Here is a 14,626-nt window from a genome sequence, read left to right on the forward strand (position 1 = left end):
CACGCTACGCCATTGCGCCCACCGCCTGGGCCGGTGCCACGCGGTACAAACACGACACGTAGAGTGAGAAGGGTCTGGTCACCGCTGTCCTGCACGGGGACCACGTCCCCTCTGGGCCCGCCTCCGCCCTCTGGAAACGGTCACCGTTTCCTCAGGGACCACCGCGGCCCTCGCCACAGGCGCAGCGATCTGACCGGATCGAAGCAATCCGTACCCGACATTCAGGAGCAGTCGTGCCAGCGACACCCGCCGAGGCCACCATCACCGAGATCACGAATCTCATCACCTTCGACACGACGAGTCGGGACACGAACCTCCCGCTCATCGACCACGTCGAAGTTCGCCTGCATGCCGCCGGCATCGAATCACGCCGGATCCCGAACCCGGAGGGCACGAAGGCGAACCTGCTCGCAACCATCCCCGCAGCCGACGGCACGACCACCGGAGGCATCGTCCTGTCTGGACACACCGACGTCGTTCCTGTCGACGGCCAGGACTGGTCCTCCGACCCGTTCACCCCCGAGATCCGCGACGGAAAGTACTTCGCCCGCGGCAGCGCCGACATGAAATCATTCATCGGCGTCATCCTCTCCCGCCTCGAAGCGTTCAAATCCGCGAAACTCAGCGAACCCATCCACCTCGCCTTCTCCTATGACGAAGAGATCGGCTGCGTGGGCGCCATCTCCCTCGTCGAGGCCATCACCGAGGAGGGCCTGGCGCCCCGCGGCTGCATCGTCGGCGAACCCTCGAGCATGCGGGCCATCCGCGGCCACAAATCGATGAACGTCTTCCGCGTCGACTTCCATGGCGTCGCCGCCCACTCCTCGCTCACCCCCGAAGGTGTCAATGCCATCGCCTATGCCTCCGAATTCGTCGCCTTCGTTCACGCCGTCGCAGCCGAATTCCGCACCGAAGGGCCCTTCGACGAGGCCTATGTCGTGCCCTTCACCTCGGTCACGGCGAACACGTTCAACGGCGGCATCGCCGTGAACACCATCCCCGCCGAGGCGGCCGTCCAGTTCGAGTTCCGATCGCTCGGTTCTGTGGACCGCGAGGCCCTCATCGAACGCTTCCGCGCCGAAGCCGAACGCCTCGGTCGAGCGATGGCCGCCGAGAACGAGGCCGCCGGTGTCGACTTCACGATCGAAGCCGAAGCTCCCGGCTGCGAGACCCCGGCCGATGCGGACATCGTCTCGCTCGCCTCGAGCTGGGGCGCAATCGCCACCGATGACAAGGTCACCTACGGCACCGAGGCGGGGCTGTTCTCCGAAGCCGGCATCCCGACCGTCGTCTGCGGTCCCGGAGACATCGCCCAAGCTCACGCTCCCGACGAGTTCATCGAACTCGAACAGATCGCCGCCTGCGAATCGTTCATCGACGCCCTCATCTCCGACCTCTCCGAGAGCTGAGGACGCGGGTTCAGGGGTCGTACACTGCAGATAGGATCACAGACCCAGGCAGGGAGGAAGCATGGCAACCGAATTCTCGGTCGGTGACCACGTGGGCTGGAACTCCGAGGCCGGGCAGGTCTCCGGTCGCATCACGAAGGTCCACACTGCCGACTTCGACTACAAGGCACACCGTCGCCGCGCCTCGGCAGAGGACCCGCAGTACGAGATCAAGAGCGACAAGACCGATCACATCGCCGCCCACAAAGGCAGCGCTCTGCATCTCATCGACGACGAATGACGGGACTGGACAGGGCGAAATCCCCCGCCGCGTCGGCCGGCCCTGCGGACGCCGCTCTGCCGCGTCTGCTGACAGTCGGGCATTCGAATCGTGAACTGAACGAGTTCGTCGAACTGCTCATGGATACCGGCACCGAGGTGGTCGTCGACGTCCGGAAGCTGCCTGGTTCGACGAAGAACCCCTGGTTCAACGCCGACACCCTTGAGAGCGACCTCGCCGAAGTGGGGATCGAATTGCGACGCCTCGAGGCGCTGACCGGTCGCCGACCGGTCAGCCGGACGGTGCCCTTCGACGTCAACGCATGGTGGCAGAACCGCAGCTTCCACAACTATGCCGACCACTGCCTCTCATCGGCATTCCGCACGGACCTCGAAACTCTCATCGGCTGGAGTACGGAGGCGCGCTGCGCGATCATGTGCTCGGAGGCCGTGTGGTGGCGGTGTCACCGGAGGATCATCGCCGATCAGCTTCTCGCCCGGGATCTCCCCGTCGCGCACATCCTCGGCGAAGGTCACATCGATCGGGCGAAGCTGAGCGAGGGTGCCCGGATCGAGGCGGACGGCACCCTTACCTATCCCGCTGACAGCTGACCCTTTCCGCGACCCGAGTCCGCACCTCCTCCTGAAACACCCAACCGGACGAACGACGCCGAGGCGGCACCTGAACTCAGGTGCCGCCTCGGCGGTGGTGTGGTGGGGCCGTTCAGACCCTCACCACGTCCGAATCATCCGGACTGGGACGCCCGGACAAGGCCTAGATCAGGCCTTGCCGATGACCTCGAACTTGATCTTCGCGGTGATCTCGTCGCCGACGCGCACGACAGCGTTGTAGCTGCCGGGGGTCTTGACGTGACCGGTCAGGGCGACCTGACGGCGATCGAACTCGCGTCCGGTCGCGGTCTGCAGGGCCTCGGCCACGAGGGCAGGGGTGACGGCGCCGAAGAGGCGACCGTTCTTGCCGGCCTTCATGTCGATGCGAGCCGTGGTCGACTCGAGTTCGCCCTTGACCTTGATGGCTTCGTCGTGATCGGCGATCTGCTTGGCCTGACGGGCCTTGCGCAGAGCCTCGATGTGCTTCTCAGCGCCGGCGGACCAGGCCGAAGCCCAGCCACGAGGCAGAAGCAGGTTGCGTGCGTATCCGGCACGAACCTCGACGACGTCGCCGGCGGCACCGAGGCCGTCGACTTCCTGGTTCAGAATCACTTTGCGGTTAGGCATTATTCTTTCCCTCCGATCAGCGAGCTGAGCTCGAGTAGGGCAGAAGTGCCATCTCGCGGGCGTTCTTGACGGCCTTTGCGATGACGCGCTGTTCCTGCACGGTCACACCGGTGACGCGACGTGCACGGATCTTGCCGCGGTCGGAAATGAACTTACGGAGCGTAGCGGTGTCCTTGTAGTGGATGTTCGCCGCTTCGCCCTTCTTGAGCGGATTAGCCTTCTTCTTGATAGGCTTCCGGATCTCTGGCTTTGCCATGAGTATCTCCTGTTAACGAATGTCTCGAAATGTCGTGAAGACGTGGATCAGAACGGGGGTTCATCGGCGCCGGGGTTGCCCCAGCCGCCGTTGCCGCTCTGCGGGTTCGATGATGCCCACGGGTCATTGGCGGGTGCGTTGTTGCCGCCCTGGCTGTAGCCCTGGCGCTGACCACCCTGCTGGCCGCCCTGCTGAGGATTGTTGCCCCAGCCGGAGGACTGCTGGTTGCCGAAGCCGCCCTGCTGGCCGCCTCCGCCCTGGTTGCCGCCACCGAAGTTGCCGCCGCCACCGCCGAAGTTTGCTCCGCCGCTGGGGTTGTTCTTCGAGACCTGAGCGGTGGCGCGTCGCAGGCTGGGGCCGACTTCGTCGACGTCCAGCTCCATGACCGTGCGCTTCTCGCCTTCCTTGGTCTCGAAGGACCGGGACTTCAGTCGGCCCTGAACGATGACCCGCGTACCGCGCTGCAGAGATTCGGCGACGTTCTCTCCCATTTCACGCCACACCGAGCAGCGGAGGAAGAGAGTCTCTCCGTCCTTGAACTCGTTGGCCTGACGGTCGAAGATACGCGGCGTCGAGGCCACGGTGAAGTTTGCGACTGCCGCACCGTTCGGTGTGAAGCGCAGTTCGGGATCGCTGGTGAGGTTCCCGACGACCGTGATGACTGTTTCGCCTGCCATTGAATCTCCTAGAAGCGAGGTAGCTTAAGATGCCTTACTTGGCGTCCGGGCGGAGGATCTTCGTACGCAGAACGGACTCGTTGAGTCCGAGCTGACGATCGAGTTCCTTGGTCGTTGCAGGCTCGGCGTGGAAATCAACCACGACGTAGTAGCCTTCGGACTTCTTCTGGATCTCGTACGCGAAGCGACGACGTCCCCAGATATCCACGTTGTCGACGGTGCCGTTCTCAGCCGGGACAACCTTGATCAGGTTGTTCACGGTGTCAGCCAGCGTCCGCTCTTCGAGGTCGTTATCAAGAATGAGCATGAGCTCGTACTTACGCATATGTCACCCACCTCCTCTGGTCTTTGCGGCCATGGTCGGTCCATGGCAGGAGGGTATATGCACGTCCGCTCCCGTTCCCGTGATGGTCACGAAATGGGAACAGACCTCACTAGTCTAATCGACCGGTGCGCTGGCTGTCATGTCCGGATTCGTGCTCTTCCTTACGTCCAGCAGCCCGATGTTCCAGTGCGTCCCCAGGATCGTCGATCTCTTTTCGCCGAGGCGGCGCTGACGCAGCCGTGCGACCGCGGATACCGCGCCGGTAGAGGTTCTCACCGGCCATGATCACGACGAGGACGAGAGCGAGCAGCCGCAGCAGGGTGAACAGGGCGACGAAGGTGGAGTCGAGTCCCTCATCGGCTTCGAATCCCGACACATCGCCGAGTTGGACGGCGACGGCGAAGACCGCCTCGGCGAGGGTCCAGACGATGAGCACCCACCAGCGGCGGATGGACAGGGCGATGAAGGGCAGCAGCCACAGGCTGTCCCAGGGCATGAGGCCCGGTGCCAGCAGCAGGCAGCCGCCGATGAGCAGGCATGCGGCTACGGCCGGGTCGAGACCCGTGCGGCGGACCATGTAGAGGGAGACGGTCACGGCGAGGACCACTCCGGCGCTGACGATGATCCACAGCGGGACCCAGACGGAGACGTCGCCGAGTTCGGCCATGAGCAGGATCGACGCGAAGGATCCGCCGTCGACGGCATCGGAGTACCAGTGGATGATCCGGTCGATCGCGCTGAGGTCGACGACGAGGAGCACCGCCGAGGTGACCGTGGCCGCGGCGAGCATCATCCGCGGATTGCGCGGCTTGAGTCCCCGTGCCGGGTTCGGCCCGGTCACGGTCAGGGCGAGGAGGACGAGGAGGGCGAGCGGGTTGATGAACGTCGCGATGCCCAGCAGCACACCGGCCAACCACCCGCGCGGGCGCAGCGGTGGGGTTCCGAAGAAGATGACCATCGACCACACCGCCAGTGCGAGGGCGATGGGGTCGAGAGTGGAGCCGAGGGTGAAGAGGATGAGCGGGGAGGCGAAGACTGCAACCAGCCACCCCCGATAGCGGGCGAGGACGAGGAGTCCGGCGCCGAGAGCCGCGATCCCTGCGGTGTTGAGCAGGAGCACGACGACCATGAAGAGGGAGACGTCGTTGGTGAACAGCTGGAACAGGTCGACCAGGCGAGCTTCGAGCGGGGCCAGGGCCGCGGCTCCGCCGTGTGCGCGCCCGAGCACGTCGGGGTTGGTGTCACCGAGAAAGGCCGTGGACAGCGGCCCTGCGCACATCCTCGCCGAGGCGGCCGGCTGTTCGTATCCCGAGCTCAGACACGGACCCTGCAGAGCCAGAGCGAGGAAGGTGGTGACGCCGAGGACCGCAGCCAGCGCAGAGGCCTGCGCGCTGCGGTACCGGCGACCGGCAGCACCGAGGTGAATGCCGACCGGACCGCCGAGCAGAGGCTCGGCGATCCGGGTGCTGGACTTCGAGGGCATGGCTCGAGGTTACCGGTCAGCCACCATCAACCTTCTCCTAGACCCCCTTTAGAGTCTCCGCCAGGCGGTTCTGGCAACGGGTTATCAACGGGCGGATCATCTTTCGGGGGGTCTTCCTTAGGCGGGTCATCCTTTGGCGGATCGTCCTTAGGCGGATCTTCACCATTACCGTCGGAGTCCCTCGAACCCTCATCGGAGCCGTCCTTCGAGCCTTCTTCCTTGCCCTTCTCGTCTCCGTCGGAATCCTTGTCCTTGTCCTCGTCGTCCTTGGGAGTCTCGATCGGAGCCTTGGGCTCCTCCTTCTCCTCGTCCCCATCGCTGCCGTCGTTGCTGCCGGCAGGCGCCTTGGGTTCAGGCTTCGGAGCCGGGGCCGGGTTGGAGTTCTTCGGCTTCGGCTTCTCAGGCAGCTCACCGCGCGCCGGGAACTGTTCGACCTTCTCACCCTGGAGGGCCTTCTGCATGTAGTCGGTCCACACCTGCACGGGGAACGAACCACCGGTGACCTCACCGCGACCGCCGAAGGAGCCGATAGACACGGACTTTCCGTCGACCTCGCGATAGAGCACGACCGAGGTGGCGAGGTTCGGTGTGTAACCGGAGAACCATGCGGCCTTGTTCTCGTTCGTCGTACCGGTCTTGCCGGCGGCAGGACGACCGAGGTTCTGGGCGTAGCTGCCCGAACCACCCTGAACGACCTGGCTCAGGGCGTACGAGGTCTCGGCACCAACTGCCTTGTCGAAGACGCGCTTGCCCTTGGTTTCGGCCTTGTACACTTCCTCGTCCTCGGCACCCTTCGTGACCTTCTTGATCGAGTGGGTCTCGTGGTGGACGCCGTTTGCCGCAAAGGTCGCGTACGCCGAAGCCATATCGATGGGCTTGACGCTGGGCGTACCGAGCACATTGGAGGGGTTCGGGGTCAGACCGATCGAGCAGCCGCCGGTATCGCCGGCTTTCATCTCCTTGTCGGTGCAGTTCTCACTCAGTCCCGCACGTTCGGCGACGTCGACGGTCTTGTCCGGCCCGACCTGCACATTGAGTGCCGCGTAGGCGGTGTTGATCGAGGACTGCGTCGCCTTGAGCAGGCTGACGGGCCCGTAACTCGAGCCGCCGAAATTGTTGACCGTCCACGGCGTGCCGTCATTGTTCAGCGTCGTCGGGCTGGCACCCGGATACGAGTCGGTCAGTCGAACACCGTTCTCCAGACCCGCGACGAGAGCGAAGGGCTTGAATGTCGATCCGGCCTGCACATGACTCTGCGTCGAGGCGTTGAACGCCTGATCGAGGTAGTTCTTGCCGCCGTAGAAGGCTTCGATTCCGCCGTTGTCCGGGTCGATCGAGACGAGTCCGGCCTGCATGCCTTCGGGCTGATCCTGTGGGAGCGTCTTGATGGCCTGTTCGGCAGCCTTCATCCGATCTTTGTCGAAGGTGGTGACGATATTGTAGCCGCCGCGATCAAGCTGGGCTTCGTCGATGTCGAGCTTCCGCAGCGCCTCACGGCGGACGAAGTCCCACATGTAGCCCTTCTGCCCGGACAGCGAGGATTCCTTGTTCTGCTTCTTCACCTCGGGCATCTCGACCTTGGCGGCCTGCTCCTCGGTGATGAAGCCTTCGTCGACCATGTTCTTGACCACGTAGTCGAAGCGGTCCTGGTAGGCCTCGGGGTTGTCCGAAGGATCGGCAGCACCCGGGCGCTGGATCATCGCGGCCAGCAGAGCGGACTCGCTGACATTGAGTTCCGAAGCCGGTTTGTCGAAATAGTTCTGAGATGCCACTTCGATGCCGTACGAGCGACGGCCGAGGTAGATGGTATTGAGGTAGTTCGCGAGGATCTCGTCCTTCGACTGCTGCTGGTCGATCTTGAGCGAGATGAACATCTCCTTGACCTTGCGATCAAGCGAGTGCTCGTTCGTGAGGTAGAAGTTCTTCACGTACTGCTGAGTGATCGTCGAACCGCCACCCGCGTACTTATTGGTGGCCACGCCGACGACAGCGCGGGAGAGACCCTTGATCGAGATGCCGCGGTTCTCGTAGAACGAGGTGTCCTCGGCAGCGATAGCAGCTTTCTGCATCGGCTCGGAGATCTCGTCGATCTCCACTGACTTGCGGTCCTCGACCTTGTACTGACCGATCGGCGTCTTGCCGTCGCTGTAATAGATCGTCGAGGTCTGACCGGTGGCCTCGAGGTTCGGCTCGGGGATGTCCGTTGCGGCATAGCCGATGGCGAACGCCACGCACAGGGCGATGACGAGGCTGAGCCCGCCGACGACGAGTACACGGATGCTCGGCAGGAAACGGGTCCATCCGCTCACACCCGCTCGCGGGTAGTTGAGCAGGTTCTTCGTATTCCTGCCGATGTTCTTGGCTGTGTGTTGTCCCTTAGCCACCCAAGGTCCTCCAGATCAGTCAGCCTGCCGCAATGCGTGGCGACGAGGTCCGAAAAAGGTCAAAGACGCCAATCAGTCTCGCACGCATTCATTAGTAGAGGATGAAAAAGCGCTGAGCCTGACGCTCTGCAGACACGCCAGGTTACCGAACCGTTCTCAGAGTAACCCCGCATTCGGCATCTCACCAGGCATTTTAGTTCACTGCGGGAGAATCAACCATGACGAGTGCGTGTTTGCTCACATTCAAACTTGCGCCCGCAGATCTGTGTTCGGCGTCGCCAGCAAGGGCACCTCGACCATGCGCGCGCACCTTCTCGTTCAAGCGTGCCCGCACTTTTCCGCAGGTGCCGCCAGCCGCGACTCTCAGCTCTTGAGATCGAAGTCCGTGTCGGCGTACTCGCTGCCCTCGACAGCGGGTTCGCCGCTGAACGGATGCAGCTGGTCTTCGCGAGCGCGCAGCTCGACGCGACGGATCTTTCCGGAGATCGTCTTCGGCAGCTCGGCGAACTCGAGACGGCGGATGCGCTTGTACGGAGCCAGGTTCTCACGACAGTAGGCGAGGATCGATCGCGCGGTCTCGGCATCCGCCTCGAACTTGCTCGACACGACGACATACGCCTTGGGCACAGCCAGTCGCACCGGATCCGGCGAGGGCACGACTGCCGCCTCGGCGACGGCCTCGTGTTCGATGAGCACGCTTTCGAGCTCGAAGGGGGAGAGCCGGTAGTCGCTGGCCTTGAATACATCGTCGGCGCGACCGACATAGGTGATGTAGCCGTCCTCATCCCGGGAGGCCACATCGCCGGTGTGGTAGACGCCGCCTTCGAACGCTTCTGCGGTCTTCTCCGGGTTGCTCCAGTATCCGGTGGTCAGGCCGACGGGACGAGGATCGAGGCGCAGGCAGATCTCGCCTTCGTCGCCTTCCTCACCGGTCGCCGGGTCGATGAGCACGACATCGAATCCGGGCAGAGCCTTGCCCATCGAACCGTATTTGAGCTCCTGATCGGGCGAGTTGCCGATCTGCAGGGTCGACTCGGTCTGACCGAAGCCGTCGCGGATGAGCACACCCCATTCGCTGTGAACGCGGTCGATGATCTCGGGATTGAGGGGTTCACCGGCGCCCAGAGCCTTCATCGGAGGGTTCTTCAGGTGGCTGAGGTCGGCCTGGATGAGCATGCGCCACACGGTCGGCGGGGCGCAGAAGCTCGTCACTCCCACGCGGTCCATGGTCTCCATGAGGGCGTTGGCGTCGAAGCGCGAGTAGTTGTAGAGGAAGACGCAGGCTTCGGCGATCCACGGGGTGAAGATGTTCGACCAGGCGTGCTTGGCCCAACCGGGCGAGGCGACATTGAGGTGGACGTCGCCGGGTGTCAATCCCATCCAGTACATCGTCGAGAGGTGACCGACCGGATAGGAGACATGGGTGTGGGCGACCATCTTCGCCTTCGAGGTGGTGCCCGAGGTGAAGTAGAGGAGCATCAGGTCATCGGCGCGCGAGGTGCCCTGAGGGTCGAATTCGGTGCTCTCATCATCGGCATCGGAGTAGCTGTAGTCCTGCTGGCGGGTGGGCTCGCCGCCGACGACGATGCGGACGACTTCGACATCGACGTCATCGAACTTCGCGGCATCCTCGGCGCCGGCGACGACGAACTCGGCCTGACCGCGCTCGGCACGGTCGGTGAGATCGATGGGGCCCAGCTGGGTGGTGGCCGGCATGAGCACGGCACCGAGCTTGATGCCGGCGAGCATCGTCTCCCACAGCTCGACCTGGTTGTTGAGCATGACCATGACATGGTCGCCGCGCTTGATCCCGGCACGGCGGAAGTGATTCGCCACCTGGTTCGACCGCGCGGAGAGCTCGGCGAAGCTCCACTTGCCCTCAGTTCCGTCCTGTTCGACGATCCACAGAGCCGGCTTGTCGTTGTTCTCGGCGATCTTGTCGAACCAGTCGAGTGCGAAGTTGAAATGCGTGGGACGCGGCCATTCGAACTGGTCGCGGGCGGCCTCGTAATCGCTGCGGAGCTCGATCAGTTTGTCTCGGGCAGCGCGGAACTCCTCGGTCACTGTCATTGTGGTCTCCTCACCTTTCGCCACCGTCACATCATGTGACGTCACACACAAATCTAAACGATTACGAAGCTATCAGCACTGATCAGCCGGTGAGCAGGCGGGGGTCGGTCACTGACCGTGGGATTCCCACCAGGAGCGCAGCTCCGCCTCGGCGCGTTCGGGTCCGAGCGGCCCGTGGTCCATCCGCAGCTCGAGCAGATGCTTGTACGCCTTGCCCACCAGCGGTGATGGTTCGATATCGAGGATCGCCATGATCTGCTTGCCGTCGAGGTCCGGGCGGATCGAATCGAGCTCCTCCTGTTTCGCCAGGGCCTCGATGCGCTCCTCCAGGTCGTCATAGGCGAACGCGAGCCGATCGGCCTTCCGCTTGTTCCGGGTGGTCACGTCCGCACGGGTGAGAATGTGCAGCCGCGAGAGCAGCCGTCCCGCGTCGGTGACATAGCGGCGCACCGCCGAGTCCGTCCACCCGGCATCGCCGTAGCCGTAGAAGCGCAGATGCAGTTCGACGAGGCGGCCGACCGCCTTCGTCGTGTCCTTGTCGAAGCGCAGCGCCTTCATCCGCTTGGCCGTGAGCTTCGCACCGACCGCGTCGTGATGGTAGAACGTCACGGCACCGCCGGGCTGGAAGCGCCGAGTGGCGGGTTTGCCGACATCATGCATGAGCGCGGCGAAACGCACGACGAAGTCCGGCACGCGCAGGCGCTGCGGATCATCGTCGGCCATCCCGGCGTCACGCTGCTTCTCGGCGTACCGGCTCTCGAGTTCGACGGCCTGACGCAGCACGGTCAGCGAATGCTGGTAGACGTCCTTGTGCCGATGATGCTCATCGGTCTCGAGCTGCAGTCCGGACACCTCGGGGAGCACATGGTCGGCGATTCCGGTGCGTACGAGCAGGTCGACTCCGGCGACCGGATCGATGCCGGTGATGAGCTTGACGAGTTCGACCTGGACGCGTTCGGCGGAGATGATCTCGATCCGATCAGCCATCGCCGTCATCGCCTCTTCCACCTCAGGCACGGGGTCGAGCCCGAGCTGAGAGGTGAACCGGGCCGCGCGCATCATCCGCAGCGGATCATCGGAGAACGAGTCCGCGGCGGCCCCGGGGGTGCGGATGCGACCGGCGATGAGGTCGTCGAATCCATGATGCGGGTCGACGAACGTCTTCGAGGGCAGCCGGATCGCCATCGCCCCGATCGTGAAGTCGCGGCGCACGAGGTCGGCGTCGAGGTCAGTGCCGAAGGCGACCACAGGTTTGCGCGAGTCCTCTTCATAGGCTTCGGCACGGTATGTCGTGATCTCGATCTGGACTCCGGACTTCACGGCTCCGATGGTGCCGAATTCGCGTCCGATGTCCCAGTGCGTGTCGACCCAGTCGGTGATCAGTCCGAGGATGTCGTCGGGGTGGGCATCGGTGGTGAAGTCGAGGTCGGGCATGGGGCGACCGAGCAGCGCGTCACGGACGGAACCGCCGACGAGGGCGAGCTCGAAACCGGCTGAGGAGAACCTCTGACCCAGCGGGCCGAGGATGTGCTCGAGTTCGTCGAGCTTGTCGTGTAGTCGGTTGTGCGCGGTCTGCGGATCCACCGAGCTCCTTCAATTCTTAAAGATCTCTGCTCTTGCCCATGGGAACTCGTCTCCCGCCTCCAGGCGTGAGTTCCGGTCTCCATAAGCCTACCGGGAGCAGATGACACGAAACTTCCAAGCTTCGCCTACTAAGGTAGGAGAATGACCACACCGATGCCCAAGCCGGGACCCCGCACGTCCCGCCGCACCACAGTGGAGGAGATCTCCGCCGGTGGCATCGTTGTCGACTTCTCTCACCCGTTGCTGGCCGTGGCCGTCATCGCGCGCATCAATCGCGCCGGCCGGATCGAATGGTGCCTTCCCAAGGGGCATCTCGAAGGAACGGAGACCCCCGCCGAGGCGGCCCGCCGTGAGGTCGAAGAGGAGACCGGGATCGCGGGGCAGATCATCTGCCCGCTGGGAACCGTCGACTACTGGTTCACCGTGACCGGAATCCGGATCCACAAACTCGTCCACCATTTCCTGCTGCGTGCACAGTCGGGGACTCTGACAGTGGATAATGATCCTGACCAAGAAGCGATCGATGCGGCGTGGGTGCCCTTCAATGACCTGCGTTCGCGACTGTCGTTCGCCAATGAGCGCCGAATCGTCGCCGCCGCCCGACCAATGGTGTCCCGACTGGAGCAGTGAAACCCATTCCCATCCGCCGACTGCGATTCCTCACCGCCCTGCTGAGCACGCTCCTGCTGCTCGCAGGGCCGGTTTTCGCATATCCGCTGCTCGATGCCGCCCCGGCCGCAGCCAGCACCGATGCGAAGACCGACGCGGACACCGATGCGAAGAAGGATGAGGTCTCGATCACCCTCGACGAGGTGACTCCGTGGATCGATGACAAGGGCACGCTGACCGTGCGGGGAACGATCTCGAACACGACGAAGAAGGCGGTCGAGAAGCCGAGCCTGAGCCTGCAGATGTCGACTCGCAAGCTCGATTCCGAATCCCGCCTGACCTCCTGGAAGCAGGGACAGGCACAGCACCGCACCGTCGCCGATCTCGAACATGATGGAACCGAAGCGAGGAAGAAGGCGAAGAAGGACAAGGACTCAGGTTCCGATGACAGCTCGGGAATCACCCTCGACACCTCGTTCGACGACACCATCGATCCCGGCACCTCCGCGGAATTCACCTTCCGCGTGCCCGCCGATGACCTCGACCTGAGCACGTCCTCACCCGTGAGTTCCTGGGGCCCGCGGGGGCTGGCGGTTCAGCTCGGCGACGACACCGGTCTGCGGGCCTCTGCGCTCGGCTTCACCACGTGGTACCCGGATCCGGAGTTCGATCAGACGAAGATCAGCCTGCTCGCTCCCGTCACTCTGCCCGGCCATTCCGAGGGCGGACTCATCCCTTCCGACCGGCTCGATGCCGCCATTGCCGAAGGCGGTTCGCTCGACACGATCGCAAAGCTGCTGGAACACAAAGAGCTCGCTCTGGCGATCGACCCGCGAATCATCGCATCCTTCGAAGCCGCGATCGCCGAACCGCCTCCCGCCGACGCACCAGAGGAGACCGAAGAACCCGACGGGGGAAGCGGTGAGGAGACTCAGTCGCCACCGGTCGGAGCGCCGGAGAACGATGACGCCGATTCCAGCGGTGCCGAACTCGAAGCCGCAGAGAAGCAGCGCAAACGCCTCGATTCCTGGTATCAGGACTTCGTGGAGGCGGCACAGAAGCACACGGTCGTCGCTCTGCCCTATGGCGATCCCGATCTCAGTGCTCTGCGCGGGACGAAGATCGACCGACTGAGCTCCTTCGCTCAGAAGCAGCGCGAGATCGTGGGGGACGTCTTCCCCGATGCCCGCACGGACATCGCTTGGCCGGTTGCCGGAAGTGCCACGAAGAACGGGCTGCGGGCACTGAAGAAGTCGGGCAATTCCACCGCGATCCTCAGCGATGGTCAGCAGCCTTCGATCACCGGCATCCACGATGATGCGCATTCGCAGACGACGATCACTGACGATGGCGAGTCGACGATCGACACTCTCATCTCGGATACGAAGCTCACTGACATGAGCGCCGAGGCGATCGCCGAGGACAACCCGGCCGGGGCACTGTCCGAGCTCGTCGCGGAGTCTGCGGTGATCCAATCCGAGGCTCCCTACCGCACCCGCAGCCTGTTCGTTCCGCTCCCACGTGCGGCCGCCTCGGCGAATTGGGAACAGACCGTCGAGGAGCTGAGCTCGGCACCGTGGATCGCTCCCACCGGGGTCGACAAGATCCTCGATTCCAGTACCGAGGCGCGCGGACTGCTGCGCACGGATTCCGACGCTCCGCACATCCGGAAGAGGGCCGTGAAGTCGCTGGCCGAGACCCGGGCGAACCAAGAGGACTTCAACAGCGTCTTCAGTGACCGTGACAGTGCCGATATCCGGCTCGACCGCGAGCTCCTCACCTGCACCTCGGCGGCGTGGACCCTGGGCCGGAACGCGAACATCTGCGCCGGTCAGGCCCGCGAGCAGAGCGAGAACCTCATGGACAGCCTGCACCTGCGCAAGGGTTCGTCCGTCCTCCTCGTCACCGGCGAGAAGACGACGATTCCGGTCACGATCGTCAATGATTCCCCCGCCGAGGCGACCCTCCGGATCCGGATGAAGCCGAACACTCCGCAGCTGCGGGCGCAGGAGACGGAGACCGTGAAGGTGCCGGCCGCGGAGACGATGCGTGTGGACGTGCCCGTCGAAGGCCTCGCCAACGCCGATGTGCCGACGACGATCGAGATGGTCACCGCCGACGAGGTGGTCCTGCCCAAGCAGGAATCACTCATGGTTCGGGTCCGCGCCGATTGGGAGAACATCGGCACCGCAGTGATCGGATTGGCCCTGGCCGTCGTGTTCGTGATCGGCTTGATCAAGACCATTTCGCGCGGGCGCCCGAAGATCCCCGAACAGCAGCTGGCCGATGCGATGGCCCGCGCCAAGACCGACGACCCCGAAAAGAGGTAGAG

Annotated in this window: 13 protein-coding genes; 5 read left to right on the forward strand and 8 right to left on the reverse strand. The window is 63.9% G+C overall.

Translation table 11 applies throughout. The features are described 5' to 3' along the window. Positions 1–233 precede the first annotated feature (233 nt). The 3 genes from argE (at position 234) to SB749_RS04765 (ending at position 2,279) form a co-directional block, all read left to right on the forward strand. Positions 234–1,409 (forward strand): acetylornithine deacetylase, encoded by a 1,176-nt coding sequence (gene argE / locus SB749_RS04755; RefSeq protein WP_410709307.1) that lies wholly within the window; start codon positions 234–236, stop codon positions 1,407–1,409. Positions 1,410–1,470: 61 nt separating this feature from the next. After that, positions 1,471–1,689 carry a DUF2945 domain-containing protein gene (locus SB749_RS04760; RefSeq protein ID WP_410709308.1) on the forward strand — a complete coding sequence of 73 codons (219 nt, stop codon included), beginning with the start codon at positions 1,471–1,473 and terminating at the stop codon, positions 1,687–1,689. After that, positions 1,686–2,279, forward strand: coding sequence for a DUF488 family protein (locus SB749_RS04765; protein ID WP_410709309.1), 594 nt, complete (start codon positions 1,686–1,688; stop codon positions 2,277–2,279). The genes SB749_RS04760 and SB749_RS04765 overlap by 4 nt, the downstream gene beginning before the upstream one ends. Positions 2,280–2,447: 168 nt before the next feature. Here SB749_RS04765 and rplI read toward each other — a convergent pair whose 3' ends face one another. The 8 genes from rplI to SB749_RS04805 form a co-directional block, all read right to left on the reverse strand. Continuing rightward, a complete protein-coding gene (gene rplI / locus SB749_RS04770; RefSeq protein ID WP_236853253.1) occupies positions 2,448–2,891 on the reverse strand; it encodes a 50S ribosomal protein L9 in 444 nt (147 codons plus the stop codon). A 31-nt stretch (positions 2,892–2,922) separates the two neighbouring features. Continuing rightward, entirely contained in the window at positions 2,923–3,162 is a 240-nt protein-coding gene (gene rpsR, locus SB749_RS04775; RefSeq protein ID WP_025779604.1) for a 30S ribosomal protein S18, read from the reverse strand. A 47-nt stretch (positions 3,163–3,209) separates the two neighbouring features. Next, entirely contained in the window at positions 3,210–3,839 is a 630-nt protein-coding gene (locus SB749_RS04780) for a single-stranded DNA-binding protein (protein WP_410709310.1), read from the reverse strand. A gap of 34 nt (positions 3,840–3,873) precedes the next feature. Further along, the gene (gene rpsF, locus SB749_RS04785) at positions 3,874–4,164 is read right to left on the reverse strand and encodes a 30S ribosomal protein S6 (protein ID WP_025779601.1); all 291 of its coding nucleotides are present in this window, start codon (positions 4,162–4,164) and stop codon (positions 3,874–3,876) included. A 109-nt stretch (positions 4,165–4,273) separates the two neighbouring features. Further along, positions 4,274–5,647, reverse strand: a complete 1,374-nt coding sequence (locus tag SB749_RS04790; RefSeq protein ID WP_410709311.1) for a hypothetical protein — start codon at positions 5,645–5,647, stop codon at positions 4,274–4,276. A 26-nt stretch (positions 5,648–5,673) separates the two neighbouring features. Continuing rightward, on the reverse strand, positions 5,674–8,031 hold the full coding sequence (locus SB749_RS04795; protein ID WP_410709312.1) for a transglycosylase domain-containing protein: 2,358 nt from the start codon (positions 8,029–8,031) through the stop codon (positions 5,674–5,676). Positions 8,032–8,394: 363 nt separating this feature from the next. Beyond that, positions 8,395–10,101, reverse strand: coding sequence for an AMP-binding protein (locus SB749_RS04800; protein ID WP_410709313.1), 1,707 nt, complete (start codon positions 10,099–10,101; stop codon positions 8,395–8,397). Positions 10,102–10,209: 108 nt separating this feature from the next. Further along, positions 10,210–11,685 carry a CCA tRNA nucleotidyltransferase gene (locus SB749_RS04805; RefSeq protein WP_410709314.1) on the reverse strand — a complete coding sequence of 492 codons (1,476 nt, stop codon included), beginning with the start codon at positions 11,683–11,685 and terminating at the stop codon, positions 10,210–10,212. Positions 11,686–11,826: 141 nt separating this feature from the next. Here SB749_RS04805 and SB749_RS04810 point away from each other — a divergent pair, with 141 nt between their 5' ends. Next, on the forward strand, positions 11,827–12,315 hold the full coding sequence (locus SB749_RS04810; protein ID WP_135808011.1) for an NUDIX domain-containing protein: 489 nt from the start codon (positions 11,827–11,829) through the stop codon (positions 12,313–12,315). Next, positions 12,312–14,624, forward strand: a complete 2,313-nt coding sequence (locus tag SB749_RS04815) for a DUF6049 family protein (protein WP_410709315.1) — start codon at positions 12,312–12,314, stop codon at positions 14,622–14,624. The genes SB749_RS04810 and SB749_RS04815 overlap by 4 nt, the downstream gene beginning before the upstream one ends. Positions 14,625–14,626: the final 2 nt, after the last annotated feature.

The organism is Brevibacterium sp. SIMBA_078 (assembly GCF_046534565.1).
Classification (GTDB): Bacteria; Actinomycetota; Actinomycetes; order Actinomycetales; family Brevibacteriaceae; genus Brevibacterium.

Bases quoted from the DNA above. Each gene is read 5' to 3' on its own strand.
- SB749_RS04760 (WP_410709308.1), top strand. From the start codon at position 1,471: ATGGCAACCGAATTCTCGGTCGGTGACCACGTGGGCTGGAACTCCGAG.
- SB749_RS04765 (WP_410709309.1), top strand. From the start codon at position 1,686: ATGACGGGACTGGACAGGGCGAAATCCCCCGCCGCGTCGGCCGGCCCT.
- rpsR (WP_025779604.1), bottom strand. From the start codon at position 3,162: ATGGCAAAGCCAGAGATCCGGAAGCCTATCAAGAAGAAGGCTAATCCG.
- SB749_RS04780 (WP_410709310.1), bottom strand. From the start codon at position 3,839: ATGGCAGGCGAAACAGTCATCACGGTCGTCGGGAACCTCACCAGCGAT.
- rpsF (WP_025779601.1), bottom strand. From the start codon at position 4,164: ATGCGTAAGTACGAGCTCATGCTCATTCTTGATAACGACCTCGAAGAG.
- SB749_RS04790 (WP_410709311.1), bottom strand. From the start codon at position 5,647: ATGCCCTCGAAGTCCAGCACCCGGATCGCCGAGCCTCTGCTCGGCGGT.
- SB749_RS04800 (WP_410709313.1), bottom strand. From the start codon at position 10,101: ATGACAGTGACCGAGGAGTTCCGCGCTGCCCGAGACAAACTGATCGAG.
- SB749_RS04810 (WP_135808011.1), top strand. From the start codon at position 11,827: ATGACCACACCGATGCCCAAGCCGGGACCCCGCACGTCCCGCCGCACC.